Here is a 24851-nt window from a genome sequence, read left to right as displayed (position 1 = left end):
GATATAACGGAGGAAAACATGAGACTGTCGAAAATTGCGGGACTGTTGATGGTGCCCGTGCTGGCGTTGAGCCTCGTGGCGTGCTCGGCGCCTAAAGACGGGGGAAACAAAGCTGCGGGCGGCGACACCCAGGTTGCAGAGCTGACGGCGAAGAAGGTGTCCAATGCCGAAGAGGCGTCCACGCTGTACGCGAAACTGATGAAAAAGGAAAACGATATCTTTTCCAAAGACAATGCCCTATGGGACAAGGTGTTCAATGCGGCGAATAAAGACTCGGCGATGATCGGCGACGGCACCAACTACGGAGATTTTCTACTGAGCACCATAGACGGGGCTAAGGATTCCTTTACGGCCGATGAACTCAAAACGCTCAAGGCTGGGGCGCAGCAGATCAAGAAGATCGAGGACAAGCTCGCTAGTCTGGAAAAGGACTTCCCGGGGTGCGGAAATCAGCCGAGTACGGGTGACAGCGTCGATGCCGCGACTGCCGGTATGACATCTGCCGAGGGCGACTCGGGCAAGGAAGCAGGACAGTTTCCCAGCTTTAAGGGCAAGGACCTGGACGGCAACGATGTGAACAGCGACGAGCTGTTCTCCAAGAACAAAGTTACCGTCATGAACTTCTGGTTTACCACCTGTAAGCCGTGCGTGGGGGAGTTGGGCGATCTGGAGAAGCTCAACAAGGAGCTTGCCGAGAAGGGCGGTCAGGTCGTGGGTGTCAATTCCTTTACGCTCGATGGCAACAAGGACGAGATCGCAAATGCAAAAGACGTGCTGAGCAAGAAGGGCATAACGTACAAGAATATCTGGTTTAAGTCTAACAGCGATGCCGGCAAGTTCACGTCGAACCTGTTCTCCTTCCCGACCACTTATGTGATCGACCAAAAGGGCAATATCGTAGGAGACCCGATCGTTGGCGGCATCACTTCTGCCGAACAGCGCGATGCACTCAACAAACTTATCGACCAGGCGATTGCGAATAGCGAGCAGTAAAGGCTGAGTACACGTAATGTGACAAAGGGACAGTCCCTTTGTCACATTGTCGATGTTGTGTGCGGGACGGTGCGCTGTGTGGCGTGCCGTCCCGCTCGTTTTTTGGCGCGGTTCGTTACATTCCTCACTGGTGTCGGCAAAAAATGGGAATAGAGTAGGACAAACGCGTCGAATACGAACGGCGGAGGAGAGCGGGTGGACGGGCCTGCCGGCATCGGGCGCCTTCTCCACAGTGCAGCAACCGGGGATTGCCCCGGCAATTAGAAACCGTTGTCGGAAATGACGATTCAATTCAACCAATACCCACCAACACGAATCATATGTTCGGGCTACCGTTTGGCGAATTAAGTGACCTTCCCCCGCTTAATGCTTGACGCGGCGTCCTTTGGTTTATATACCTATCGGTAGGCATATAGGTTGCACTGCCGATAGAAACGGAGTAGCCATGGCTCAGATCGTATCAACCGAAAAGGACCGCCCCCACGAGAGCGGCGCATTTGCTTGGTTTGTCGTTATTGCACTTGGCTTGATGTCCGCCGGAACAACCGGCACATATAGCATTGTTGCCGGCTCATTCGTTGCTCCGGTATGCGAAGACCTCGGCTTTGACTACACCTCTTTCTCTTTCTATTTCACTGCTATTCTTCTTGGCCTTGCGCTCGGTCTCCCACTCCTGAGCCGCTTCATACCAAAAGTAATTGGCAAACCGTGGCACATAGGCATTGAACTCGTCCTCATTGCTGCTGGTGCCGCAATGGCGTTCTACACCGAAGTCTGGATGTTCATCGCTTCCGCCGCAGTCATCGGCATCTGTTTTTCGTTTACAACCGGTGTTTGCATGTCCGACGTCATCGACCAATGGTTTAGCAAATCATCGGGTCTTGCCATCGGCCTTGCATGGGGCGTCAACTCCCTTTGCACGCTTCTACTCAGTCCCGTTGTCACACTTGTCATCGAGCAACAAGGTTGGCGCGTGGGATTCATCGTACTCGCGGCCGTTTCCGCAGCCATGATTCTGCCTGCAAGCGCCTTTATCATTCGATTTAAACCTTCTGATCGCAATATGCTTCCGTACGGAGAAACCGCCGCCGAAACCTCCGAGGACAACAGCCTCGAAAAACAGGATGATGTTCTCACCGGCATGACGCTCCGGGATGCTGCCAAGACGCCGTCTTTTATCCTCTGCGTCTTGCTGCTTTGCGTGGCGCAACTCACCTGCTGCATGAATCAGCTCTTCCCAACTTATGCAAGCGAGGTTGGATTCAATCCCATCGTAGGAAGCCTGATGGTCTCCGCAGCCTCCCTCTCCGATATCTTCTTAAATCCCTTTGTTGGAAAAACATGCGATAAGCTCGGAGCCATTAAAGCAACGGTTACGTGGACGGCAGTTAGCATTTCCTCTTTCTTGCTTCTCATCATCGGCGGAAACAGCGAGACCGTCTCCATCATCGCCGCCGGCGTGAACGACGTCATGTTCGCCATTGTTGGAACCGCAATGCCAATGCTCCTTCTTTCGCTTTTCGGATCGAAAGACTTCGGAAGGATTTACTCGATTGTCTGCTCCGCAGGATATATCGTTGGTGCGTTTGGCATGCCGGTCATGATGAAGGTCTACGGCATGGCGGGATCTTTCCAGCGAGTATTTATCTTCTGCATCGTCTGCAACCTTATGATTGCTGCATTTGCCATCATCTCTGGGCTTTTTAATAAAGCTGCCGCGAAATAGGCCGGGCCGATTTTCACTTTCGCAGAACTCTATGCAACGGGGCCGATTCCAAACTAGCTTGGAATCGGCCCCGCTTTTCGTTTCAACGGTCACCAGCAGGCCACTCGAGCGCCAGCGTGCACTTCTGCTTGACTAGCCTATTTGAACATGAGTCCGACTACCCCGGCCCAAACCGCCTTTTCGTCAATATCCTCGTCCTGCGCGACCGTATTGCTTGTTCCCTCAAGAACGGTATACAGGATTTGCACGTACAGCATGACATCGGTGCCGTCCGGAAGTGCGCCAATCTCAACGCCATGCGACAGGATGTCCTTTAGCGCCCCCATAGTTCGATTGGTTGCCGTTGCCTGACGCTCTTGGACCGCAGGTATTCGGTTTGCCTGAATACTGACCTCTGCCAACACGCGACGTCGCTTTTCATCGCTTCGATAGCCGCCTATAACCGTATTGCCGAGCTCAATAAGCGCCGCTTTAAAGCCGTCCCGATCGACAATCAGCGAATAGTCGCGCTGATAATCAATGGACGGGAACATGCTATCCAAAAGTGTAGTGAAGATTTCTTCCTTGGAGGGAAAGTAGTAGTACACAGACGGTTTGGAGATGCCGACACGATCGCAGATTTTTCCAATCGACGCCTTGTCGTAACCGACCTCCGCTACAAGATCGTACATCGCGTTCAATATTTTTCTCTTTGTGCTCACGCTGCGCTTCTCCATTGCAAATCACTTCCGCACTGCCAACATCAATTAAGGATGGCAATGGGACATCAATTCGTGTTCAAACATGACCACTATAAACGGTGAACGGTATGTATCGCTAGGCGAATGGCAATTACTCAAAATCATCTACCGAACGGTAGGTATAGTAGTACTATAGCAGGTGAAACACCGCTATTGTCGCGGCCGGGCAGCATCGCGGGAAACACGACGGAAGGACCAACCATGTACGAGAACTATCGTATGCCGGGCGAGTTCGAGAAGCGCTCCAACGTCTATGTGACATGGCTTCCCGATTACATTCGCGCAGAGGGCTTCGATAACCGCCAGCCCTGCGTTGATGTAATCAAGGCTCTGCTCGAGTATGGCGACGTTACGGTCAACCTCAACTGCGGCACCCCGGGCTCCTACGAGGAAGCCTGCTCGCGCCTGAAGGAGGAGGGGGTCGATCTCGATCGTATCGAGATCACGCAGTTCGAAGACTCCAACTTCTATGTCCGCGACAACGGCCCCAGCATCATGGTCGACGACAAGGGCCATTCCTATATGGTCAACCCCGCTTGGACCTACTACGGCGTGTGGGACAAGAACTCCCCGGAGTGCCAGTCTGCACGCAAGGCAGCTGTTCACATGGCCGTTGCGCTCGGTTGCTTTGATATCGTGAATTCCGAAATGGTATCCGAGGGCGGCGACCGCGAGTTTGACGGTCACGGCACTCTGATTACCATCGAGGACACGGAATGCCGCAAGCGCAATCCCGAGTTCACGAAAGAGGAAGTAGAGGCCGAGTACAAGCGCATTTACAACCTCAACAAGGTTATCTGGCTTCCGCAGCCCATGCTTGAGGACGATGATTATCGACTGGGCATTCTCGACGAGAAGGAAGACGGAACCCCCGTCTTTGGCATGAGTTTTGCGGCCCATATCGATGAGATGTGCCGCTTTATCACCCCGAACAAGATTCTTCTTGCCGAGGTGTCCGATGAAGAAGCCGCTTCGAGCAAGGCTGGCGCGGAGTCTCGCCGCCGCATTGAGGCAGCCTACGAGATTCTGAGCAAAGAGACAGACTGGGAGGGCAAGCCCTTCGAGATCGTCCGTATGCCCACCGCCGAGCCGATCGAAGTCGTCATCGCCCCCGGCGACGAGGATTACGAGCTGTACAAGGGCTTTATCGATGAAATGGGCGGCAAGTTCATGGATGGCACTCCTTGGCCCGAAGGACCCGTCCACTTCTACGCCGCAGCGAGCTACTGCAACTTCTTGATCTGCAACGGCGTCGTTCTTGGCCAGCGTTACTACCACGAGGGCATGAGCGAAATCGTGAAAGAGAAGGACGAGCAGGCCCAGGCAGTTCTTGAGAGCTGCTTCCCCGATCGCAAGGTCATCATGATCGACTCTCTTGCGCTTAACCTGTCCGGCGGCGGCGTGCACTGCTGGACCAAGGACGTGGCAGCCAGCTGCTAGCGAGCCCTTAAACTGCGCTATCTGACTTAGGCACCACATATACCGTCTCCCGAGAGTTGTCCGTGCTTCTCTCGGGGGCACATCCACCGTTTATTTATCAGTAGATAGAAAGGAAATAGGCATGAACAACAGCCTCCGTGGTCGCGACTACCTCAACATCCATGATCTCTCCTCCGAAGATTTCCGTTACCTCATTGATCTTGCCTGGAACCTTAAGGCCCAGAAGAAGTCCGGCGTCGATCAGCGCTACTTTCCCGGCAAGAACGTGCTTGCAAACTTTGAGTGGGGCTCGACCCGCACCCGCTGCGCCTTCGAGACGTCCTGCAACGACCTTGGCATGGGCTTCACCTATCTGACCAATTCCCACATGGGCGACTGCGAGACCGTCAAGGACGCCATGCGTGTCTTCAACGGTATGTATGACCTCATCGTCTACCGCGCACAGAAGGACGAGCAGTTCCTCTATGACGTCGCCGAGCTGGTCGACATTCCGGTTATCAATGCCCTCACCCTTGGTGACCACCCGACGCAGATGCTCGCTGACGCCCTCACGATGGAAGAGCAGTGGGGCGGCCTGCGTACCAGCCACGGCAAGAAGATGGCTTTCGTGGGCAACTGCGCTGGCGCTCCGGTGTGGTATGGCCGCCTGTGCGCCATGCTCGACATGGACTTCCTCGCCATCGGTCCCGATGACCTCCGTCACCAGATGTGCCAGAGCATGATCGACGAGGTCGAGGCATGCTACGCCAAGTACGCTCCCAACAGGACCTTCACCATCACCTCTGATCTTGACGCCCTGGATGGCGTTGACGTGATCGTTACCGAGGAGTGGCGCTACATCAACCCCGAGTGCGGCGACGAGGTTCTGGATCCCGACGACTATGATTCCTGGCTGGGCGATGCCGAGTCCCTGTATCCCTATCGCGTTACCAGCGAGCTGTGCAAGCGCACCAACAACCCCAACATCTTCTGCATGCACGAGCTTCCTTCTGTCCACAATGCCGACCACCGCGTTGGCAAGATGCTCCTCGAGCAGTGCAAGAACGACCTGCACCGCGAAATCATCACCGAGGGCTTTGAGATCGCAGACGAGTGCTTCGAGGCAAACGCCTCCGTCATCTTCCGCGAGGCGGAGAATCGCCAGCACACCATCAAGGCCGTTATGTGCGCCCTTCTGGGTCTCTAGGAGCAGCATCAATGGATAATACAAAGTTAAAGAACAGTAAGGTCTACGCATGGGTTCTCGTAATCGCGCTCGGCCTCATGTCTGCTGGCACGACCGGATCCTATAGCGTAATCGCCGGTTCCTTCGTCGCGCCCGTGTGCGAGGAGTTCGGGTTTGACTACTCCATCTTCTCGTATTACTTCACCGCGACGCTCATTGGTCTTGCGGCGGCGCTTCCGTTTGTTGGAAAACTCATCCCCAAGGTCGTTGGCAAGGTTTGGCTCCCCGTCGTCGAGCTTATCCTGCTCGCCGCCGGCGCAGGCATGGCCTTCTACACCGAAGTCTGGATGTTCATCGCTGCTGGCGCCCTGATTGGCGTTTGTTTCGCCTTCACCACCGGCGTTGCCATGTCCGATGTTATCGACCAGTGGTTCAAAAAATCCGGCGGTCTGGCAATTGGCCTCGCTTGGGCTGTAAACTCGATTTACATGCTCATCATGAGCCCTGTCATCACCTCTGTTATTGAGGCCGCCGGTTGGAGGACTGGCTATCTGGTGCTCGCTGGCATCTCCGCCGTGCTGATTCTTCCTGCCTCCATCCTGATTATTCGCTACAAGCCTCAGGACAAGGGCATGCTGCCCTATGGTTATGTCGAAGGCGAGACGGTCACCGAGACCGAGGAGACGACCGAGGAAAGCGTCCGCGGCGTTAGCTATGCGCGCGCCATCAAGTCGCCTGCTTTCTTCTTCTGCATCGGTTTCCTTTGCCTTGTTCAGCTCACCTGCTGCATGAACCAGCTCTTCCCCACGTATGCTTCCGAGGTTGGTTTTAACCCCATGGTGGGCGGCTTCATGGTTTCCGCCGCATCGCTCTTCGACCTGTTCCTTAACCCAATCGTTGGCACCACCTGCGATAAGTTCGGCAGCACGAAGGCCATTCTGGGCTGGCTTGCCGTCTCCATCCTCTCCTTTGTCATGCTCATGATGAGCAGCGGCAACTCGACGCTCAGCATCCTTGCCGCAGGCGTAAACGACGTCATGTATGTCATTGCCGGCACCGCTCTGACCGTTTTGGTTATGGATGTCTTTGGCTCCCGCGATTTCGGTCGCATCTTCGCGCTGATTTGCTCCGTAGGCTATATCGTCGGCGCCTTCGGCATGCCCGTTATGATGAAGGTCTATGAGCTTGCTGGCTCTTTCCAGGGCGTCTTCATCTTCTGCATCGCTTGCAACGTCATCATCGGTCTGTTCTTGCTGCTGGCCAAGAAGACCGGAAAGAGCCTTTCCTGGGACGAATAGACTAAGTTCGTTTTAGGTATGGTCGCCAGGACATATTACGCGTCCTGTTTGGGGCATCGGCTTACGCCGATGCCCTTTTTGTGTTCGGCATCCAAAGCGAAGAAACCGTCCCCTTGCCGTGTCCCGTTCGTTTTTGGCGCGGTTCGTTACATTCCCCACTGGTGTCGGCAAAAAATGGGAATAGAGTAGGACAAACGCGTCGAATACGAACGGCGGGGGAGAGCGGGTGAACGGGCCCGCGCGGGAGAGGTTGCCGTCCATGCTGGAGCTCAAAGATATTTGCAAAAGGTACGTCACGCAGTCGTTTACGCAGGTGGCGCTCGATAACGTGAGCTTGGCCTTTCGCGACAACGAGTTCGTGGCCATTCTGGGTCCTTCGGGCTCGGGCAAAACTACGATGCTCAACGTTATCGGCGGACTGGACCATTTCGATTCGGGCGACCTGCTGATTGATGGAATTTCGACCAAGGACTTCCGTGACCGCGATTGGGACGCCTACCGCAACAACCGCATCGGCTTTGTGTTCCAGAGCTATAACCTCATTCCGCATCAGACCATCTTGGAAAACGTGGAGCTGGCGCTTACGCTTACGGGTGTGGGCCATGCCGAGCGTCGTCAGCGTGCGCGCGAGGCGCTTGAGGCAGTCGGTCTGGGCGAGCATGTGAACAAGCGCCCGAGCCAGCTTTCGGGCGGACAGATGCAGCGCGTGGCTATTGCCCGTGCCCTGATCAACGACCCCGAGATCGTACTGGCCGATGAGCCGACCGGCGCCTTGGACTCAACGACGTCCGTGCAGGTCATGGACTTGCTCAAGGACGTTGCGCGCGACCGCCTGGTCATCATGGTCACGCATAACCCCGAACTGGCGTACCGTTACGCCACGCGCATCGTCAACCTGGCAGACGGTAAGATCACCGACGATTCCGATCCCTTTGATGTTGCCAAAGCCGCACGTCGCGAGGCCAAGCCCACACGTAAAACCTCGATGAGCTTTGTAACGGCGCTGGGCCTTTCTGCCCGCAACCTCATGACCAAGAAAGGCCGTACGGCCATGACGGCCTTTGCGGGCTCGATTGGCATTATCGGCATCGCGGCGATTCTGGCGCTCTCAAACGGTGTGAACAACTACATCAAAAAGGTCGAGGAGGATACGCTGTCGAGCTATCCGCTTACCATCTCCAAGCAGGATTACGACCTGTCGTCCATGATGGGCGGGCAGGGGACCGCGGAAGATGGCGAGGACGCGGGCGGCGCTTCCGACAGTGAGGACGATTCGGTCAAGAAGTCCGATAAGATTCCCGTGGTCACGGCCGTAAAGGATATGTTTGCGAGCGTTAAGTCCAACGATATGACGAGCTTTAAGGCGTGGCTCGATGACGGGGGCGACGGCATCGACAAGGAGGTCAACGCCATTCAGTACAGCTACGGCGTGGCGCCGGTCGTGTATCGCGCGGGCAAGGGAGACGAGAAGCCCGTGCGCCTGGTGCCCAACGCGATGACCGAGGCCATGAGCGGCGGAGCGAGTTCGGCGGCGATGGCGAGCATGGACTCCATGGGAAGCTCGGTCTTTAACGAGATGATCGACGACCAGAGCCTGCTCGACAGCCAGTACGATGTCGTCGCCGGTCATTGGCCCACGTCTGCCAACGAGGCCGTGATGGTGCTTTCGAGCCGCGGCACGGTGGGCGACTACACGCTCTACAGCATCGGCGCGCTGGACATCAATGAGCTTAACGACCTGGTCAACAGCGCCATGACGGCCGATGGCGGGGTCGAGACGCCCGAGACCGCTGCCGACTTTACCTACGAGGATGCGCTGTCTACGACGTTTAAGGTGTTGTCGCCGGCCGATGCGTATCGCAAAAACGAAGAGACCGGTATGTGGACCGATATGTCCGGTGACACCGACTTTATGGCAGCCAAGGTTGCCGACGGTATCGACGTGCGTATCGTTGGCGTGGTGCGCCCCAACGAGACTGCCAACGCGAGCGCGTTGTCTCCGGGCATTGCCTACACGCACGCGCTGACTCGCCAGCTTATGGAGCGCGCGGCCGATTCGCAGATTGTCCAGGAGCAGCTTGCTCATCCCGAGACGGATGTCTTTACCGGCAAAACGTTCGACGAGTTGCAGGGTGAGGCCAAGCAGGGCGTGGATCTGAGCAGCATGTTCAGCGTTGACGAGGCGGCGCTCAAGAGCGCGTTCTCGTTCGACACATCTGCGCTCTCGGGTGCGGCCGGTGGCATGGATCTTTCGGGCATCGATTTGTCGGGCTTGGATATCGACCTTTCGGGCGTGGGCAAGGACATCGACTTCAGCGACATCATGGCCAAGGCACCGACTCCCGATTTCTCGGGTGTCTTTGATGGCTTGGAACTCACGCCCGAGCAGATGCAGCAGGTGGGCACGCTTGCCAACCAGCTGTTTGTTGGCTTTATGCAGTCCGATCAGTTTAAGGCGCTGACGCCCGAGGATCTTAAGGACGCGTCGAAGCTCGCTGCTGCATTCTCGGCGTATCTTGAGAACGATGCTGCGGCGCAGCAATGCTTGGCACAGCTCAAAGCGCTGGGCGGAGACGCACTGGCGGAGCGACTGCAGCAGGCCATGACCGACTACGTACAAAAACAGCTCGCGCCCTATTTGCAGCAGGCTATGGACCAGGTGATGCAATCGCTCAGCAACAGAATCGCAGCGACGGTGTCTTCCCAGCTCAAAGCGGGAGCGGCGGGGCTTATGGACCAGATGGCCACGCAGGTGTCGTCGAATTTTGCCAACCTGGCAAGCGCCATGCACGTGGATGCGAGCGCGTTTGCCCGTGCCATCCACTTCAACATGGACGCCGAGGATCTGAGCTCGCTCATGATGAGCTATGCGAAGGCGTCGAAGCTCACCTACGACAACAATCTGACCACGCTGGGCTATGCTGACGAGACCGACCCCATCTCGGTCAAGATCTTCCCGCGCGACTTTGAGGCCAAGGAGCGCGTGCTCGGCCATATCGATACGTATAACAAGCAGGTGAAGGCTGCTGGTCACGATGAGCAGGTAATCTCGTACACCGACTATATGGGCATCATCATGGGTTCGGTGACCGACATCGTGAACACCATCAGCTTGGTGCTCATCGCGTTTGTAAGCATCAGCCTGGTCGTGAGCTCTATCATGATTGGCATCATCACCTACATCAGTGTGCTGGAGCGCAAAAAGGAGATCGGCATCCTGCGCGCAATTGGCGCGTCGAAGCGCAACGTGGCCAATGTGTTTAACGCCGAGACCTTTATCGAGGGCCTCATCGCCGGTGTCTTTGCCATTGTCGTGGTAGTGCTCGTGAGCTTCCCGGTGAATGCTTGGGCGCTTGCGAGCAAACAGGTTCCCAACCTGATGAGCCTGCCGGTGCAAGATGCGTTGGCGCTTATCGCGATTTCGGTGCTGCTGACGGTCGTTGCCGGCCTGCTGCCGGCCCGCAGCGCGTCCAAAAAGGACCCCGTGGAGGCCCTGCGCTCCGAATAGTGTGACAAGGGGGACTGTTCACTTTGCCACATTGAGGCCCTTGCCAAATCGGGGTCTAATACTCTTCCGAGAAGTGAACGAGTAAAAACTGACCCCTGAAGCATCGACACTTTTAGGCTGCAATATCCTGCGGTTTTGTCAGTGAAATCCTGCAGTTTTGACGTCAAAAAATGTCGACGCTTCGGGGGCCCAAAAACAGACGTTCACTTCTCGGAAAAGTATTAGACCTCGTTTTATTGACGGCGTTCACGAGCGGCAACTAGAGCGTAAGCCTCTAGTGTTTCTTTGCGGAGAGCATGAGGCTGATTTCCGGGTGGGTGTATTCGTCGAACTCTTCCTCGGGCTCGGTGTCAAAGGTGTAGTACGACTTGATGGACTCGTCCTCCGTCTTGATGCTGATTTCTTCGTATAGGGATCCGGCCAAAAATGCCTGCTTAAACTCATCCGACAGGCTACATGGCGCGAGGAGGTCAGGCGTGGCAACGGAAATGTCCAGTCCGTTGAGCGGGGCACAGAGCGTTGCAATATCCTGCTCGACGCGAGCGAGGTTGTCTTCAAAGCTTGCATCGGGGTCGATTTGGCTGGTGTAGTCGACGTCCGTGAGCGTGCCATCTGCATCAAAAGAAAGGTAGACATAGGCCGCTTGAGAGCCAAGGTCGTTGTCGCGTAGATAGCCGATAATGCGGTAGCCATAGTCGTGATACGACTCGTATGGATCGTCTGCCGCGATGCGTTCGCACACGGGTCCTAGGGCATCCTGTGCAATGGCGAGTTGCTCGGCGGCAGCGGCCTTTCTTGCCTGGAGCTCGCTGCTTCCCTGGATATATTGTGGAATGTAGGCGCCAAGCAGCACAATGACGGGCACGACGACGAGGGCGATAATCTGCTTCTTGGCGCTCGGAATCGTCATGCCGTATGCGTTTGCCATGGCTCCGGCGTTGCTCGAGGTCTCGGCGAGAACGTCGGCCGCTGTGGCAACTGCTCCAACGGCGCCGGCAATCTCTGCGGCGCCGCCCAGGTTGCGCGCGACATCGTTATCGCTGTTCTTGAGAAGGCGGCCGGCAGCTTGCGCGGCGAGCACGCCAGCAACCTCGGCGGAGCGATCTTTGTTGGTTTGGGCCACTGCGAGTCTGCTCTGCAGCTCTTTCCACTGTTTGCCCTGCATGCCAAAGCGCGGGGCGAGTGCGCAGTAACAAAAGATGGCGAGTTCAATTGCGGTGAGTGCGATAGCGGTATATATTCCCGCTGGTTGGAACTCCTTTTGGTGAAACGCGATATCGTTGATCATCTGGAGCGGCAGCATGAGCAGACATGCCACGAACGCCATGACGAGCGCGGCGAATGCGATTTTTGGATAGATGCAGTACCGCTGGATGCGCTTCTTCTCTTGTTCGCTGACCTGCTGCATGAAGTCCTCGACTTTCATTGGGTTTTGCCGGCGGTGCGTGCCCTTGAGTATAAATGAGCACAGGGCGTCTATTGTTCAAGCATAGCGGCCAACGGCGTGGTGCTGGTGATCGTCGCGGTCATGAACGTCGTCTTTTGGAGCCTGAAACTGCTGCCGAGGGACGAATGACGAGTGAGGGTGGCAGCAAATCGAAGGTGAATGTTTTTCCCGAGAAGTGAACGACCTATTTTGGACCCCGGAAGCGTCCGCATTTTTCGATGCCAAAACCGCAGGATTTGAGTGATAAAACCGCAGAAAATAGCTCTCCAAAAGTGTCGATGCTTCGGGGGTCCGATTTCACTCGTTCACTTCTCGGGAAAAGTATTCACCTTCGTTGCACGGGACGCGGTTAGGAGCGGGCGGGTGCCGGGTGATCACCTTTGCCCTAAGCGGGCTGACGGTTTAGATCTCCAGCGCGTTGTACTGCTTGTCGTCCACGGGCTCGAGCCATTCGTTGCTTGCATTCTCGCCCGGGTATTCAAAGGCTAGGTGACTGAACCAACTGTGGGCAGTGGCGCCATGCCAGTGTTTGACGTTGGCGGGAATCTCGACGATATCGCCGGGATGCAGGCGTTGCGCGGACTTGCCCTCTTCCTGGTACCAGCCCTCGCCATCGACGCAGATCAGCACCTGTCCGCCGCCTTTGCTCGCGTGGTGGATGTGCCAGTTGTTGCGGCAGCCCGGCTCAAAGGTCACGTTGTGGATGGGCAGGTAATCGTCCGGGGCGGTCAGCGCATTGAGATAGCTCTGGCCGATAAAGTACGGCGCATAGGCGTCGTTGGGTTCGCCGAGGCCAAAGAACCCGCCGTGGAGCTCGGATGCCGCGCCTTCTATTCTGTTAGTCATGGTCTTCCCTTCGTTCATTTGTTTTGCTTTGCTGCGTTAGAGGTACCTTGCTGCGAAGTTCTTGAGTTCGGCATCGCTTGCGTTGTTGAGAATGCCGCCGTCGACGATTTTTGCATCCGGCGCGCATGCCTTAAGGACTGACGCCGTCTTGCCCATTCCGCTTCCGCCCGAGGTGGCAAACAAGACGATTGTTTTGCCGGACAGGTCGTAAGACTCAAGGAACGTGTTGATAATCGCCGGCGCCACGTACCACCAGATGGGGAATCCCAAAAAGATGGTGTCGTAGTCTTCGATATGCTCGACCCTGGAGGCTATGGTGGGGCGGCAGGAGGGGTCGGCCGCTTCGAGCGTGCTGCGGCTCTGCTTGTCGCGCCAGTCAAGGTCGGCGCTCGTGTACGGATCGGAGGGCACAATGGCGAATAGATCGCTGTCTGTCGTGCGCGCCAATCGATTCGCAACGTCCATGGTGGTGCCCGTTTCGCTGAAAAATGCTACGAGTGAATTAGACATCTGGAATCCTTTCGTTGCTGCGGTTTACGTTTTATGACGGGGCGCTACTCGGTTTGGCTCGCGTCGTCGGCGTAGACTTCCTTGGCCATGTTGAAAGCCGCCCAGGCGTTGGGCCATCCGGCGTAAAAGGCGATGTGCGTGAGGATCTCTGCCATCTCCTCGCGTGTCACGCCGTTTGCGCGGGCGCTGGCCAGGTGGTACTTGAGCGAGCTATCGGTGATGCCTTTGCCGATGAGGGCGCTCACGGTCACAATGCTGCGCAGTTTGAGCGGCAATTTGTCCTCGCGGTTCCACACCTCGCCAAAGAGGATGTCGTCGTTCAGGTGCGCGAACTCGGGCGCGAACTCGCCCAAGGCGTCGTGGCCTGCGGTTTGTTTAATGGTCATGGTGGTTACTCCTTCGATGTTCGTGAGCAGCACCCGGTTGAGATGCTGCGCAGCTGGTAGATGAGGTAGTCGAGGCACTCGAGTTTCTTTTGCTCCGCATGAATACTGCTGAGCAATTCGCGACGATATTGTTTGAGTAGACAGATGCGCGCGCAGCCGCTGGCGGCCGAGGCATACTGCTCGATAAGTTCTTCGCTGCAGCCGGCGTCGCGTAAGTTGGCAATTGTCTTTTCGTCCATTGTGCGGCCTGGTGTCCTCCTTGTTCTTGAGGGGATGGCTATAGCGTACGTTGATGCGCCTATGATGTATATTGCTTATATCGACTAGCTGGATATACGAGAATCGAATGACTAGCCGAAGGACAGCTTTAGTCGAATTGGGGGCGCCGTGGAGCTGCGAACGCTGCGTTATTTTCTTGCTGTGGCGCGCGAGGAAAACATGACCGAGGCGGCAAATGTGCTGCATGTGACGCAGCCCACGCTGTGCGCCAGATCGCCGACTTGGAACGCGAGCTGGGTGTCGAGCTGTTTGAGCGCACCAACCGATCGTGCGTGCTTACAAGCGACGGCATGCGCCTGCGCCAGCGTGCCGAGGAGATTGTCTCGCTGGTGGAGCAAACCGAGTCGGAATTGGCAGATCGGGAGCTTGGCATTGCGGGCAATATCCGCATTGGCGCTGGCGAGACCCAATCGATGCGGCTGGTGCTCGACACTTTTGCGGAGCTGCGTCGTGATCATCCCGATGTGACGATTGAGCTCTACACCGGTAATGCCGACGCGGTGGAGGAACGCTTGGAGCGCGGTCTGCTCGACTTTGCCCTGTTGTTGGAGCCCGTTAACGTCGAGAAATACGAGTGGATCCGTATGCCCGAGGTGGATCGAGTCGGCGTGATTGTATCAGCGAGCGGCCCCTGGGGCGACTTGGACGTGCTGGGGCCCGTGGACGTTGCGAAGATGCCGTTGCTGTTGAGTTCGCGCGCGTCGAACCGGGCGCTTGATCTAACGGCGTGGTCTGGCGGCGCCCTTACCATCGATGACCTCAACGTTGTGGGGCATTTCGACTTGATCGGCAACGCATCGCATCTGGTTCGCTCGGGTGCTGCGTGTGCCGTTGGCATTGGCAGTCTGCTGCAGGTGGACGAAAGCAGCGACCTTCGGTTTATCCCATTTGAGCCGCCGCTTACCATCGCCTCGTTTTTGGTGTGGAAAAAATATCGCCTGCGCTCCCGCGCCTGCGAAGAGTTCCTGAACCGTTTGAATGGGATGTGACAAAGGGACAGTCCCTTTGTCACATTCGTTGATATGAGAGAAGAGTAGATGATCCTATCGCTGGCCCCTATGGAGGGGATTACCGGGCATGTGTTCCGTCGCGTGCATGCGGAGTGCTTTGGTGCGCTCGACTGCTATTACACGCCGTTTTTGCCGCCGCCGCGGGTGGGTAACCGCTTCGGTGGCAAGGCGTTTAAGGAAGTTGACCCGGCCAACAACCAGGGACTCAACGTCGTCCCCCAGCTTATGTCCAAGAATGCGGACGAGTTTGTGTGGGCGGCGCAAGTGCTCGCCGATATGGGCTATCGCGAGATCAACCTTAACCTGGGTTGTCCTTCAGGAACGGTTGTCGCCAAGGGCAAGGGCTCGGGTTTCCTGCGCAACCTAGATGAGCTCGAGGTGTTCTTGAGTGACGTGTGCGAACGCTCTCCGCTGCCGGTGTCGGTAAAGACCAGGTTGGGACTCGAGGACGACAGCGAATACGAGCGCGTGCTCGACCTTTACTGCCGCATGCCGCTGGCGGAGCTGATCGTGCATCCGCGTGTGCAAAAGGACCGCTATACGGGCTCGCCGCGCAAAGAGTATTACGGCGAGACGCTCGCGTGTGCCCCATTCCCGGTGGCTTATAACGGTGACATTTTTGATCTTGAGGACATGGATGCGCTGGTGGAGGCCTATTCCGGCACGCGCCATGTGATGCTGGGGCGTGGCTTGCTCGCGAACCCTGCGCTGGCCCGCATGGTCAAGGGCGGACCTGCTGCCACGACCGCCGAGCTGCAGCGCTTCCACGATACGCTGTTCTCAGCGTATGCAGAAGAGATTGGCGGCAACGCGGTCTTTCGCATGAAGGAGTGGTGGTTCTACGCCAAGTGCGCTTTCGCCGATCCCACCACCGTTCACAAGCTCGTACGCAAGACCAAAAAGGTCGACGAATACCGCGCCGCCGTCGACCGCGTCTTCCGCGAGCAACCGCTCGCACCTACGGCCCGCTTCCACGGCTAACTAGTCATTGGACGTTCTTTAACGACTAGTCATTCAAGAGCGTCCCCAACGACTACCCAAAAGTTGTACGTCAGCATCCAAAGATGTCGAAAAATGTCGACTTTGGATGCTGACGTACATGTTTGAAGACGGTATCGCCTCTGCTATCTGACGGCTTGAACGGCAAGCGCTTCTATTATGCGCTCGGCGCCGGCGTCAATCAGAATGCTGCGATCGGCGATTTCTGCCGGAGCGACTGCCTCGCCAAGGTTGACGCACGCGTACGTGGCGCGCTCGTTTTTGGCCGTCATCTGCCAAAACGGGTACTTGATGATAACGGGCGTGTTGCCGCCTACGCCAAGCTCCAAGAACAGAACTCGCATATTGCTGTGGCGGCGCAGGAAATCCTGGTAGCGATCGGCGGCAGCGTACCAACCCTTGTCCTGGACAAACGTATCGTCGGCGCGCAGATTCATCGTAAGCGGGGCCCCACAGTGAGGGCAATGGGGCACAAGTGCTGACGGAATGCGCAGGTCCTGTTGGGTGGCGACCATATGGCGCACGAGCTCTTCGTTGTCCCATGTCTCCTGGCAGCAGGGTTTGCTGCACTGGAACAGGCCGTAGTCTCCCTGTGTGTAGAAGAGCCGCTGCTTATCAAAGCCTGCGCGCTGGAAACAATGGTCCACGTTTGTGGTCAACACAAAGTAGTCGCGGTCGCGCACTATGCTCAAGAGCTGTTCGTAGAGCGGCGTCGGTACGGGATCGTATCGGTTGCACATAATGTAGCGGCTCCAAAACGCCCAGTACTCCTCGAGCGAATCATAGGGATAGAAGCCGCCGGAATACATATCGGTAAAACCGTAGCGTGCGGCGAAGTCGCCAAAGAGCTTCTCGAAACGCTCGCCCGAATAGGTGTAACCGGCGGCGGTCGAGAGTCCTGCTCCGGCACCGATTACCACGGCGTCGGATGTGTCGAGTGCGGCTCGAAGCTTATCGATTTGTTTGGAGAAGGCTGCGGTAGATTGCCTCGTCAGTCGCGAGAAAAACATTGAAGATCACCTTAAGGTTGGGGTCGATGTCGTTTAAATGACGGCGCACAGCATCGATGGCCACGCGCGCGGCAGCCTCCTGGGGATAGCCAAACACGCCAGTTGAGATACAGCAGAACGCGAGGGTGCCGAGTCCTCGACGCGTCGCTTCTTCCAAGCAGCTGGTATAGCAGCGGCGCAGCAGTAATTCCTCGCGCGGGCCAGGCCTATGGCTGGGTACGATGGGGCCGACGGTATGGAAAACGTAGCCGCTGGGCAGGTTGAACGCCGGCGTAACCTTGACGCGTGCGGTTGGTTCCTCGTGCCCCTGCTCGTCCATGAGATTGGCGCACGCCAGGCGTAACTGCATGCCAGCGTAGGTGTGGATGGCATTGTCGATGCAACGATGCCCCGGCACAAAGCACCCGAGCATCTGACCGTTGGCGGCATTGACGATGGCGTCGGCCTTAAGCAGCGTAATGTCGCCGCGCCAGATGGTAACGCGATCGCGGTAGGGGAGCGTGCCGGCGTCGGTCGCCCCGCCGCGCTCAAGAAGGCGTTGCTGCAAGTAGGCGTCTTGCATGTCGAGCGTCTCGTCCGTAAGCGCCTCGGGCGGGCGTACGTTCATGAGAGCTCGAAGCAAATCGCGTTGTTCGTTGGCTCCGGCGGGTACAGCGATGCTGCGCCCGTCTGGCCGCTCATCGAGCAATGCCTTGATGAGCCAAACGCGGCGCTCGGCCTGATTCATGACCTTCCTCCTGTTCGATTGAGCCGGTTTCATTCGACAGTAGTGTGCCGCCTGGCGCGCATCTGCAAAAGAAGGCACAAAAAGGTAAGCGCCGTGGAGCGGTGTGCCCCACGGCGCTCAATGTGCGGAAGTTTGCGGCTGTTAGGAGTTGCGCACGAGCTGTTGATAGTCGGTGCCCCATTCCACTAGGGAATCGATGATGGGCATAAGGCTGTGGCCCAGCTCGCTGAGTGCGTATTCGGTGCGGATGGGTGTCTCGGGGATGACGGTGCGCGTGATGAGGCCCGCGGCATCCATTTCCTTAAGGTTGGACGAAAGTACCTTTTGGCTGATGCCAGGGATAGAGCGATGCAGCGCGTTGAAGCCCATCGGATGGTCTATGAGCTGTTGGATGATATAGATCTTCCACTTGTTGCCAAAGAGTTGAAAACACGTAGCGACGGGGCAGGGCGGCAGTTCTTCTTTGGTAAGCATAGAGACTCCTCAATCATGTGGACGACTTTCATTATCGCAGCCGCTGTCGCTTGTGGATACTACTTACCTTTTGGTGACTGGCTAATAGATTGGTGCCTTCTTTTGGTCGTTGCGCGCTTTTTGCATGATGCATATAGACGCAAGGAGCGTCAAAAACCGGATGGCTTCGACCGGCCATCCTCGTCCGAAAGGAAATGCCATGTCCGAGAATCTCGAGAACGTCGCCGCTTTCGCCTCCTGCGGTACCACCGATCCTGCGCCCGCTTGCGGCTCCGCTGACCCCAAGGCCGCACCTGCTTGCGGTACTGCTTGCGGTTCCGCCGATCCGGCTGCTGCCCCTGCTTGCGGCTCCGCCGATCCCGCGGCTGCTCCTGCCTGCGGTTCCGCCGACTCCAAGACTGCTCCTGCCTGCGGCTCCGCCGACCCCAAGACTGCTCCGGCCTGTGGCACCGCTTGCGGCGCTGCGGACGCTCAGTAAGCAATCGCTAGGAAGGGACTCGTAATGGATGCTCAGACTTGCCTCAAAAAGATGCAGCTTGCCGGGACGCTTTCCCTGGCAACCGTGGACGAAAGTGGCGCGCCGCAAATTCGCTGCGTGAGCGCCGTCCATTACGAGCCCCACGCTATCTACTTTCTCACAGCGCGTGGCAAGGAGATGGCTCGTCAGCTTATGGCCGACGGACGTGTCCAAACGCTCGTCCATACGCGGTTTAATGAGATGATCCGCATGTCCGGCGTTGCCGCCCCCGTCTCGGACTCCGAACAAGTCCACTGGCGCGACGTGATTTACGCCGAGCAGCCGTATCTTGCTAACGTTTATCCTGGTGATACGCGCGAGATCAACATCATCTTTAAGGTCGAGAACATAGTGCTCGACTACTTTAACCTGGGAGTTCATCCCATCGAGCGTGCGGTCTTCACCTTAGACGAGGGCATGGCGTCTGTGCCCGCCAAGGGCTTCTGCATCGATGCCGATGCGTGTATCGGTTGTGGCACCTGCCTTGAGTACTGCCCGCAGAAGTGCATCGAGCCGGGAGACGTCTATCGCATAGAGCCCGAGCACTGTCTGCATTGCGGCGCCTGTGCCGAGAATTGCCCTGTCGGCGCCGTTACGCGTCTGTAACCCAAATACCGTCATCAGTTTCAACATCGACCAAGGGAGTCCCACGATGCAAAAGCCTGCGTTTGCCTTCCAATGGCACATTACGGATGAATGCGATCAGCGTTGCAAACATTGCTATATCTTTGTCAACGGTGCCTGCGCCGGTTTTAAGCGCATGCCGTGGGAGCAAATGGTCCAGGTCGTCGATCAGGCCCAGGCGCTCTGCGAGCGCATCGGTCGCCAGCCGTACTTTTACGTTACGGGCGGCGACCCCATTCTTCATCCCGATTTTTGGCGCCTTGCCGAGCTCTTGCACGAGCGCGGTTTTATGTGGTGCGTGATGGGCAATCCGTTCCATCTGACCGACGAGGTTTGTGTTCGCATGAAAGAGCTGGGTTGCCGTAAATATCAGCTCTCGCTCGACGGACTCGAGGCAACGCACGATTACTTCCGTAAACCCGGCTCGTTTGCCGAGACTCTGCGTGCCATCGGTTGCCTTAAGCGTGCAGGTATCTGGGTTGCCGTCATGAATACGGTATCGAGCATGAATGCTGCTGAGCTGCCGCAGCTCATCGACCTTGTGGCAAGCCTCGAGGTCGACGTGTTCGCCTTTGGGCGCTACTGCCCCACGTCGGGCCAAAAGCGTGACGAGTTCCATTTGGAGCCGCTTGAGTATCGGGATGTGTTGCTGGCCGCGCAGGAGCGCATGGAGTTCCATCAGGCGGCCGGCTGCAAAACGTTCTTCCAGCTCAAGGACCATCTGTGGACGCTGCTTTTGTGGGAGCAGGGTAAGTTCACCATTCCTGAGGATGCTAAGCCCGGCATGATCTATGACGGCTGCCACTGCGGTACGGGCCATATGACGGTGCTACCTACGGGCGATGTCTATGCATGTCGCCGCATGGAGAGCAAGGTGGGCAACGTTGCCGAAAACTCGCTGGAAGAGCTCTTCTTCTCTCCGCAAATGGAAGCCAAGCGCGATTTTAAGAAGTTCAAGAAGTGCTCTAAGTGCGAGCTCTTTGGTTGGTGCCGTGGATGTCCTGCGGTGACGTACGGCTATACGGGCGACATGTACGAGGCCGACCCCCAGTGCTGGAAAGAGATTGAGGAGTAGGATTATTGTCGTCTAGTCATCGGGGACGTTCTTTAACGGCTAGTCATTTAAGAGCGTCCCCGATGACTACCCATAAAAAGCTGTACGCCAGCATCCAAAGATGTCGAAAATGGTCGACTTTGGATGCTGGTGTACATGTTTGGGTCGTATGGATTGGGGTGAGCCGATCGCAAGGCGAGTGTTAGAGCAGATTCTTCTGCACCCATGTGATGATGTCGCTCGACTCGTAAAGCGGCTTGCCGTCGATGAACAGGCAGGGAACCTGGCGCTTTCCTCCGACGGCGATGAGTGTCTGCTCGGCATCAGGGTCGGTCGAGATGTTACGCTCGGGGATGGTCACGCCGTTATCCGCAAGGAAGCGCTTGACCTTAATGCAATACGGGCATCCGGTCATAACGTACAACGCGAGTTCGTGATTAGTAGCCATAGGTCTCCAATCGGTTGGTGTTTTGATTGAGATACCCAAAGCCGCTGCAATCTAAGCGCAAGCCAGCGACGACTCGATAACCTGGACCAGAAACGCTGTGGCGCCGGTGCCACACGGCTTGTCATAGTAGTCTACGAAGCGTTGGTCGGCGAGGTAGCCGTGGGCGAGCCCCAGATATGCTTCGTCTTGGGGCTCGCTGCCCCAGTTGAGAGCTATCCAGCGGCGGTGCATCGCGACGAGCTTGCGAGCCTCGCTGCCTTCCGGTTCGCCATCGACCATGGCAATCGAGAGCTGACCCAGAATGGCGCGTTCAAGCTCCTTCATGTCGTTCCATGTCTGAGGGTCCATGTCCAGCAGCGCTTCGTTTGCCGCGTCGACGGCTTCATCACCATAGCGCGCCCGGGCCTCGGCGCCGTAGCGCTCCTCGTTTTCCTGGACGGTGCGCCAGCGCTCTAGTTGCGGCAGGACGGCGCCCATGAGCGAGACGGCCTCGTCGAGTGACATGCCGGTGTTTTGTGCCAGGCGCGGGGCGCAATCCTCGATCATTGCCTCCATGGTGGTCTCGTAGGTGTACTTGCCGTGGTCGTAGCACCATTTGCAGAAATGGTCAGTCGTGGCGCCTGTGGCGTCGGTGCCGCAGTCATCGGGCGTGAGCAGCATGCCGCAGCTCTCGCAGTAGTGCTCGGGCATTTCGAGCAGATGAGATAGTGGCTCTCCGGTCACAGCGGCAATGAGCTTCATCATATCGATGCCCGGCGTGACCTCGCCGCGCTCCCAACGGCTGACGGCTTGGCGCGTTACATAGAGTTTAGTGGCAAGCTGCTCTTGGGTGAGATTGTTGGCGCGGCGGACGGCGATGAGTTTTTCTGCAAAGGCCATGACGGCTCCTTTCTGCCGGTTGATGGCTTAAGCATACGCGGCGGCTAGCGCCCTTCCAAGCAACCGTTGGTTGCATGACGGGCGAACGCGGTGGGGAATTGCGCGCAGCGTCTCGTGCGCCCATGCCGTACAATGACCGGCATGGAACCAATTGCACACATACATACTGACCTGCCGCAGAAGTTTGGCATTCCGCGCAACAGCTTTTTGGCGCCTCACCTTGAGGGGCGTATTGTCTTTGAGCCGGAGTTTGCCTCTAACGCTGCGGTTGCAGGGCTCGAATCCTTCTCGCACTTATGGCTGCTTTGGCGTTTTGAAAACGGAACGCCCGGCGGCACGGCAGAAGACATCGCTGCCGATGTCAAGACGCAGGACAAGGCTGGCACCAACGCCAAGTGGTCGAAGACCGTGCGTCCGCCGCGCCTGGGTGGAGCCGAGCGCGTGGGCGTGTTTGCCACGCGTAGCCCGTTTCGCCCCAATCCCATCGGCCTTACCTGCGTAAAGCTCGACCGCGTGGAGCTTACTGACGACGGCCCCATCATCCATGTGCTGGGGGCCGACCTGCGCGACGGCACGCCCATCTACGACATTAAGCCTTACATTCCGTTTGCGGACTGTCATTCGGACGCGACGGGCGGATGGATCGAGGACAACCCGTGGCAAGAGCTCAACGTCGAGTTCCCACAAGCGCTGCAAGACAAGGTCCCGCCCGCGAAGTTGCCCGGCTTAATCGAGGTCCTTCGCCAGGATCCGCGCCGCGCTGGCAGCAAGCACGAGCCCGGCCGTGTCTACCACTTGGCTTATGCTGGGCTCGACGTGTCGTTCACGGTCGACGGGACGCAGCTTACCGTGACGGATGTCGATGAGGCGCAAGGCTAACCGCCGCGGCGTTTGCGCTCCTGCCAAATACAATCCCAAAACCCGTGCCAAAATCGTCCGCGCTGGTGGACAATAACGCCTACCGAACCGATCCGCTTTGCACGGGAGCCTAGCATGAAATACGACTTCACCTCGCTTATCGACCGCCACGGCATGGATGCCATCGCCGTTGACTCGTGGGGCGAGATCCCCGGCATGGCGCCAAACGTACCCGATGAGGGCTTCGACCGCATCCCCATGTGGGTGGCGGACATGAACTTTGCGACGGTGCCGACGGTGCAGGAGCACATCATCCAGCGTGCCCGGCACCCTATGTTTGGCTACTTTGATCCCCGCGCCGAGTACTTCGATCGCATCATCGAATGGCAGAGTCGCCGCAATGACGTTGAGGGCCTGCTCCCTGAGCACATCGGCTACGAAAACGGTGTGCTGGGCGGTGTGGTATCGACGCTGCGCGCGTACGTCCAGCCGGGCGACGCGGTGCTGGTCCATAGCCCCACCTACATCGGCTTTACCAAGTCCATCGAGGCCGCGGGCTACCGTATTGTTCACAGCCCGCTTAAGCTCGACGACCAGGGCGTATGGCGCATGGATTTTGAGGACATGGAGCGCAAGCTCGCGCAAAACCACATCCATGCTGCCGTCTTCTGCTCGCCGCACAATCCCTGCGGTCGCGTGTGGGAGCGCGACGAGATCGAGCGCGCCATGGACATCTATCGCCAGCACGATTGCGTGGTGATCTCGGACGAGATTTGGTCCGACATCATCCGTCCCGGGCACAAGCACATTCCGACGCAGTCGGTGAGCGAGGACGCCCGCATGCGCACGGTAGCCCTTTATGCGCCCAGCAAGACCTTCAATCTGGCGGGCCTGGTCGGCAGCTACCACATCATCTACAACGAGACGCTGCGTGACCGCGTGTGCGCCGTGTCCGACAAGACCCACTACAACGAGATGAACGTCCTCTCGATGCACGCGCTCATCGGCGCCTACCAGCCGCAGGGCTACGAGTGGGTAGACGAGCTCAACGAGGTCATCAAGGGCAACGTCGACTACTTCTGTGATTACGTGGACGAGCATTTCGAAGGCGTGACCTATTCGCGTCCGCAGGGCACGTACATGGTGTTCCTGGACTGCACGGAGTGGTGCCGCGAGCAGGACCGCGATATTCAATGGCTGCTCGACGAGGGCGCCCGCGTAGGCGTGGGCTATCAGGACGGCCGTCCGTTCCGTGGCCCCTGCCACATTCGCGTGAACCTGGCGCTGCCGCTTTCGCGCGTGCAGGAGGCGTGTGAGCGTTTGAGCCGCTACGTTTTTAATGCATAGCAAGCCGTAACGAACGGACGACATGCGCGGGGTCTTCTGGCTTGATTGTTATGCTGGGGTCTGATCCCAGGCCCTTACTTTTCGTGAATCTGCTTGCCGCAGAGATGCTCAATCATAATTTCGTACAGCTGAACGCCCTTGATGTCCTTGGCGATTTCTTCCTCGACCTCTTCGGCAGCGGGGTAGTACTTGAGCGCGAGCTCACGGACCTTGTCCTCGATAAATGCGGGGGCGTCATTCGCTAGGCGGCAACGGCCAAAGACAACGGTGCTCTGCACGTAGGGCGCCCAATCGTCGTCCTTGTACCAGTCGTTGCCGTAGACGGTAAAACAGACCTTGTCGTCACGCTTGAGAGCGTCGACCTTGTGGCCCGCCTTGGCGCCGTGGAAGTAAATCTTGTCGTGCTCAGCGTCAAAGAAGTAGTTGACGGGAATGGCGTACGGGTAGCCATCGTCGCCGTTGACGGCAAAGACACCGCGCTTGCAGGTGGCGAGCAGCTCGCGCGCCGCCTCGTCGGTAATGGCGCGCTTCTTTCGGCGTAGAGGCCTAAACATCGCGGGATTCCT

General features: G+C 57.5%; 25 protein-coding genes and 1 pseudogene. 14 read left to right on the top strand and 12 right to left on the bottom strand.

Translation table 11 applies throughout. From position 1 onward, the window contains the following. Positions 1-18 precede the first annotated feature (18 nt). Both AB5Z14_RS02230 and AB5Z14_RS02225 read left to right on the top strand, forming a co-directional pair. Positions 19-993 (top strand): TlpA family protein disulfide reductase, encoded by a 975-nt coding sequence (locus AB5Z14_RS02230; RefSeq protein WP_368130094.1) that lies wholly within the window; start codon positions 19-21, stop codon positions 991-993. 445 nt (positions 994-1438) lie between these two features. Continuing rightward, positions 1439-2719 (top strand): MFS transporter, encoded by a 1281-nt coding sequence (locus AB5Z14_RS02225; RefSeq protein ID WP_368130093.1) that lies wholly within the window; start codon positions 1439-1441, stop codon positions 2717-2719. A 137-nt stretch (positions 2720-2856) separates the two neighbouring features. Here AB5Z14_RS02225 and AB5Z14_RS02220 read toward each other — a convergent pair whose 3' ends face one another. Then, positions 2857-3435 carry a TetR/AcrR family transcriptional regulator gene (locus AB5Z14_RS02220; protein WP_368130092.1) on the bottom strand — a complete coding sequence of 193 codons (579 nt, stop codon included), beginning with the start codon at positions 3433-3435 and terminating at the stop codon, positions 2857-2859. Positions 3436-3660: 225 nt separating this feature from the next. Between AB5Z14_RS02220 and AB5Z14_RS02215 the strand changes: the two genes are divergently transcribed. The 4 genes from AB5Z14_RS02215 to AB5Z14_RS02200 all read left to right on the top strand — a co-directional run bounded on the left by AB5Z14_RS02215 (position 3661) and on the right by AB5Z14_RS02200 (position 10870). Further along, positions 3661-4899, top strand: a complete 1239-nt coding sequence (locus AB5Z14_RS02215) for an agmatine deiminase family protein (RefSeq protein ID WP_368130091.1) — start codon at positions 3661-3663, stop codon at positions 4897-4899. Between the two features lie 121 nt (positions 4900-5020). Then, a complete protein-coding gene (locus AB5Z14_RS02210) occupies positions 5021-6085 on the top strand; it encodes an ornithine carbamoyltransferase (RefSeq protein ID WP_368130090.1) in 1065 nt (354 codons plus the stop codon). 11 nt (positions 6086-6096) lie between these two features. Then, a complete protein-coding gene (locus AB5Z14_RS02205) occupies positions 6097-7362 on the top strand; it encodes an MFS transporter (RefSeq protein ID WP_368130089.1) in 1266 nt (421 codons plus the stop codon). A 259-nt stretch (positions 7363-7621) separates the two neighbouring features. Further along, positions 7622-10870, top strand: a complete 3249-nt coding sequence (locus AB5Z14_RS02200) for an ATP-binding cassette domain-containing protein (RefSeq protein ID WP_368130088.1) — start codon at positions 7622-7624, stop codon at positions 10868-10870. A gap of 274 nt (positions 10871-11144) precedes the next feature. Here AB5Z14_RS02200 and AB5Z14_RS02195 read toward each other — a convergent pair whose 3' ends face one another. From AB5Z14_RS02195 to AB5Z14_RS02175, 5 genes are all read right to left on the bottom strand, one after another. Beyond that, positions 11145-12278 (bottom strand): hypothetical protein, encoded by a 1134-nt coding sequence (locus AB5Z14_RS02195; protein ID WP_368130087.1) that lies wholly within the window; start codon positions 12276-12278, stop codon positions 11145-11147. A 441-nt stretch (positions 12279-12719) separates the two neighbouring features. Further along, a complete protein-coding gene (locus AB5Z14_RS02190) occupies positions 12720-13163 on the bottom strand; it encodes a cupin domain-containing protein (protein ID WP_368130086.1) in 444 nt (147 codons plus the stop codon). A 36-nt stretch (positions 13164-13199) separates the two neighbouring features. After that, on the bottom strand, positions 13200-13673 hold the full coding sequence (locus AB5Z14_RS02185; RefSeq protein ID WP_368130085.1) for a flavodoxin: 474 nt from the start codon (positions 13671-13673) through the stop codon (positions 13200-13202). 44 nt (positions 13674-13717) lie between these two features. Then, positions 13718-14059, bottom strand: coding sequence for a carboxymuconolactone decarboxylase family protein (locus AB5Z14_RS02180; protein ID WP_368130084.1), 342 nt, complete (start codon positions 14057-14059; stop codon positions 13718-13720). Positions 14060-14064: 5 nt separating this feature from the next. Then, positions 14065-14298: a hypothetical protein gene (locus tag AB5Z14_RS02175; protein ID WP_368130083.1), complete on the bottom strand. Its 234-nt coding sequence runs from the start codon at positions 14296-14298 to the stop codon at positions 14065-14067. A gap of 199 nt (positions 14299-14497) precedes the next feature. Between AB5Z14_RS02175 and AB5Z14_RS02170 the strand changes: the two are divergent. The 3 genes and pseudogenes from AB5Z14_RS02170 to AB5Z14_RS02160 form a co-directional block, all read left to right on the top strand. Beyond that, a pseudogene (locus tag AB5Z14_RS02170) lies at positions 14498-14568 on the top strand (LysR family transcriptional regulator); the annotation flags it as partial. A 60-nt stretch (positions 14569-14628) separates the two neighbouring features. Next, the gene (locus AB5Z14_RS02165) at positions 14629-15327 is read left to right on the top strand and encodes a LysR family transcriptional regulator substrate-binding protein (RefSeq protein ID WP_368130105.1); all 699 of its coding nucleotides are present in this window, start codon (positions 14629-14631) and stop codon (positions 15325-15327) included. A gap of 48 nt (positions 15328-15375) precedes the next feature. Then, entirely contained in the window at positions 15376-16329 is a 954-nt protein-coding gene (locus tag AB5Z14_RS02160) for a tRNA dihydrouridine synthase (protein ID WP_368130082.1), read from the top strand. 143 nt (positions 16330-16472) lie between these two features. On the opposite strand, the gene AB5Z14_RS02155 is transcribed toward AB5Z14_RS02160, so the two are convergent. The 3 genes from AB5Z14_RS02155 to AB5Z14_RS02145 all read right to left on the bottom strand — a co-directional run bounded on the left by AB5Z14_RS02155 (position 16473) and on the right by AB5Z14_RS02145 (position 18558). Next, positions 16473-17357, bottom strand: coding sequence for an SIR2 family NAD-dependent protein deacylase (locus AB5Z14_RS02155; protein ID WP_368130081.1), 885 nt, complete (start codon positions 17355-17357; stop codon positions 16473-16475). Continuing rightward, positions 17299-18084, bottom strand: a complete 786-nt coding sequence (locus AB5Z14_RS02150) for a protein-ADP-ribose hydrolase (RefSeq protein ID WP_368130080.1) — start codon at positions 18082-18084, stop codon at positions 17299-17301. Before AB5Z14_RS02150 ends, AB5Z14_RS02155 begins: the two co-directional genes overlap by 59 nt. A gap of 141 nt (positions 18085-18225) precedes the next feature. Further along, positions 18226-18558 (bottom strand): winged helix-turn-helix transcriptional regulator, encoded by a 333-nt coding sequence (locus AB5Z14_RS02145; protein WP_368130079.1) that lies wholly within the window; start codon positions 18556-18558, stop codon positions 18226-18228. Between the two features lie 199 nt (positions 18559-18757). Here AB5Z14_RS02145 and AB5Z14_RS02140 point away from each other — a divergent pair, with 199 nt between their 5' ends. From AB5Z14_RS02140 to acgM, 3 genes are read left to right on the top strand one after another with little or no spacing between them, the layout of a single operon-like run. Beyond that, positions 18758-19036, top strand: coding sequence for a hypothetical protein (locus AB5Z14_RS02140; protein ID WP_368130078.1), 279 nt, complete (start codon positions 18758-18760; stop codon positions 19034-19036). 24 nt (positions 19037-19060) lie between these two features. After that, positions 19061-19681, top strand: coding sequence for a 4Fe-4S binding protein (locus tag AB5Z14_RS02135; protein ID WP_368130077.1), 621 nt, complete (start codon positions 19061-19063; stop codon positions 19679-19681). A gap of 46 nt (positions 19682-19727) precedes the next feature. Further along, the gene (acgM, locus tag AB5Z14_RS02130; RefSeq protein ID WP_368130076.1) at positions 19728-20774 is read left to right on the top strand and encodes a radical SAM/SPASM domain protein, ACGX system; all 1047 of its coding nucleotides are present in this window, start codon (positions 19728-19730) and stop codon (positions 20772-20774) included. 181 nt (positions 20775-20955) lie between these two features. Here the strand turns inward: acgM and AB5Z14_RS02125 are convergent, their stop codons facing one another. Together AB5Z14_RS02125 and AB5Z14_RS02120 are read right to left on the bottom strand one after the other, a co-directional pair. Then, a complete protein-coding gene (locus tag AB5Z14_RS02125) occupies positions 20956-21201 on the bottom strand; it encodes a glutaredoxin family protein (RefSeq protein ID WP_368130075.1) in 246 nt (81 codons plus the stop codon). Between the two features lie 51 nt (positions 21202-21252). Next, positions 21253-22080 (bottom strand): TipAS antibiotic-recognition domain-containing protein, encoded by an 828-nt coding sequence (locus tag AB5Z14_RS02120; protein ID WP_368130074.1) that lies wholly within the window; start codon positions 22078-22080, stop codon positions 21253-21255. Between the two features lie 141 nt (positions 22081-22221). Between AB5Z14_RS02120 and tsaA the strand changes: the two genes are divergently transcribed. Both tsaA and AB5Z14_RS02110 read left to right on the top strand, forming a co-directional pair. Beyond that, positions 22222-22959 (top strand): tRNA (N6-threonylcarbamoyladenosine(37)-N6)-methyltransferase TrmO, encoded by a 738-nt coding sequence (gene tsaA, locus AB5Z14_RS02115; RefSeq protein ID WP_368130073.1) that lies wholly within the window; start codon positions 22222-22224, stop codon positions 22957-22959. 114 nt (positions 22960-23073) lie between these two features. Continuing rightward, positions 23074-24285 (top strand): MalY/PatB family protein, encoded by a 1212-nt coding sequence (locus tag AB5Z14_RS02110; RefSeq protein WP_368130072.1) that lies wholly within the window; start codon positions 23074-23076, stop codon positions 24283-24285. A gap of 74 nt (positions 24286-24359) precedes the next feature. On the opposite strand, the gene AB5Z14_RS02105 is transcribed toward AB5Z14_RS02110, so the two are convergent. Beyond that, entirely contained in the window at positions 24360-24839 is a 480-nt protein-coding gene (locus AB5Z14_RS02105) for a pyridoxamine 5'-phosphate oxidase family protein (protein ID WP_368130071.1), read from the bottom strand. Positions 24840-24851: the final 12 nt, after the last annotated feature.

Origin of the sequence: Collinsella aerofaciens (assembly GCF_040910265.1) — a bacterium.
GTDB classification, from domain to species: Bacteria; Actinomycetota; Coriobacteriia; order Coriobacteriales; family Coriobacteriaceae; genus Collinsella; species Collinsella aerofaciens_BK.
The sequence above is the reverse complement of the archived record's forward strand: the minus strand, read 5'-3'. Positions and strand labels throughout refer to the sequence as shown.

Bases quoted from the DNA above. Each gene is read 5' to 3' on its own strand.
- AB5Z14_RS02230 (WP_368130094.1), top strand. From the start codon at position 19: ATGAGACTGTCGAAAATTGCGGGACTGTTGATGGTGCCCGTGCTGGCG.
- AB5Z14_RS02225 (WP_368130093.1), top strand. From the start codon at position 1,439: ATGGCTCAGATCGTATCAACCGAAAAGGACCGCCCCCACGAGAGCGGC.
- AB5Z14_RS02220 (WP_368130092.1), bottom strand. From the start codon at position 3,435: ATGGAGAAGCGCAGCGTGAGCACAAAGAGAAAAATATTGAACGCGATG.
- AB5Z14_RS02215 (WP_368130091.1), top strand. From the start codon at position 3,661: ATGTACGAGAACTATCGTATGCCGGGCGAGTTCGAGAAGCGCTCCAAC.
- AB5Z14_RS02210 (WP_368130090.1), top strand. From the start codon at position 5,021: ATGAACAACAGCCTCCGTGGTCGCGACTACCTCAACATCCATGATCTC.
- AB5Z14_RS02205 (WP_368130089.1), top strand. From the start codon at position 6,097: ATGGATAATACAAAGTTAAAGAACAGTAAGGTCTACGCATGGGTTCTC.
- AB5Z14_RS02200 (WP_368130088.1), top strand. From the start codon at position 7,622: ATGCTGGAGCTCAAAGATATTTGCAAAAGGTACGTCACGCAGTCGTTT.
- AB5Z14_RS02195 (WP_368130087.1), bottom strand. From the start codon at position 12,278: ATGCAGCAGGTCAGCGAACAAGAGAAGAAGCGCATCCAGCGGTACTGC.
- AB5Z14_RS02190 (WP_368130086.1), bottom strand. From the start codon at position 13,163: ATGACTAACAGAATAGAAGGCGCGGCATCCGAGCTCCACGGCGGGTTC.
- AB5Z14_RS02185 (WP_368130085.1), bottom strand. From the start codon at position 13,673: ATGTCTAATTCACTCGTAGCATTTTTCAGCGAAACGGGCACCACCATG.
- AB5Z14_RS02180 (WP_368130084.1), bottom strand. From the start codon at position 14,059: ATGACCATTAAACAAACCGCAGGCCACGACGCCTTGGGCGAGTTCGCG.
- AB5Z14_RS02175 (WP_368130083.1), bottom strand. From the start codon at position 14,298: ATGGACGAAAAGACAATTGCCAACTTACGCGACGCCGGCTGCAGCGAA.
- AB5Z14_RS02165 (WP_368130105.1), top strand. From the start codon at position 14,629: ATGCGCCTGCGCCAGCGTGCCGAGGAGATTGTCTCGCTGGTGGAGCAA.
- AB5Z14_RS02160 (WP_368130082.1), top strand. From the start codon at position 15,376: ATGATCCTATCGCTGGCCCCTATGGAGGGGATTACCGGGCATGTGTTC.
- AB5Z14_RS02155 (WP_368130081.1), bottom strand. From the start codon at position 17,357: ATGTTTTTCTCGCGACTGACGAGGCAATCTACCGCAGCCTTCTCCAAA.
- AB5Z14_RS02150 (WP_368130080.1), bottom strand. From the start codon at position 18,084: ATGAATCAGGCCGAGCGCCGCGTTTGGCTCATCAAGGCATTGCTCGAT.
- AB5Z14_RS02145 (WP_368130079.1), bottom strand. From the start codon at position 18,558: ATGCTTACCAAAGAAGAACTGCCGCCCTGCCCCGTCGCTACGTGTTTT.
- AB5Z14_RS02140 (WP_368130078.1), top strand. From the start codon at position 18,758: ATGTCCGAGAATCTCGAGAACGTCGCCGCTTTCGCCTCCTGCGGTACC.
- AB5Z14_RS02135 (WP_368130077.1), top strand. From the start codon at position 19,061: ATGGATGCTCAGACTTGCCTCAAAAAGATGCAGCTTGCCGGGACGCTT.
- acgM (WP_368130076.1), top strand. From the start codon at position 19,728: ATGCAAAAGCCTGCGTTTGCCTTCCAATGGCACATTACGGATGAATGC.
- AB5Z14_RS02125 (WP_368130075.1), bottom strand. From the start codon at position 21,201: ATGGCTACTAATCACGAACTCGCGTTGTACGTTATGACCGGATGCCCG.
- AB5Z14_RS02120 (WP_368130074.1), bottom strand. From the start codon at position 22,080: ATGGCCTTTGCAGAAAAACTCATCGCCGTCCGCCGCGCCAACAATCTC.
- tsaA (WP_368130073.1), top strand. From the start codon at position 22,222: ATGGAACCAATTGCACACATACATACTGACCTGCCGCAGAAGTTTGGC.
- AB5Z14_RS02110 (WP_368130072.1), top strand. From the start codon at position 23,074: ATGAAATACGACTTCACCTCGCTTATCGACCGCCACGGCATGGATGCC.
- AB5Z14_RS02105 (WP_368130071.1), bottom strand. From the start codon at position 24,839: ATGTTTAGGCCTCTACGCCGAAAGAAGCGCGCCATTACCGACGAGGCG.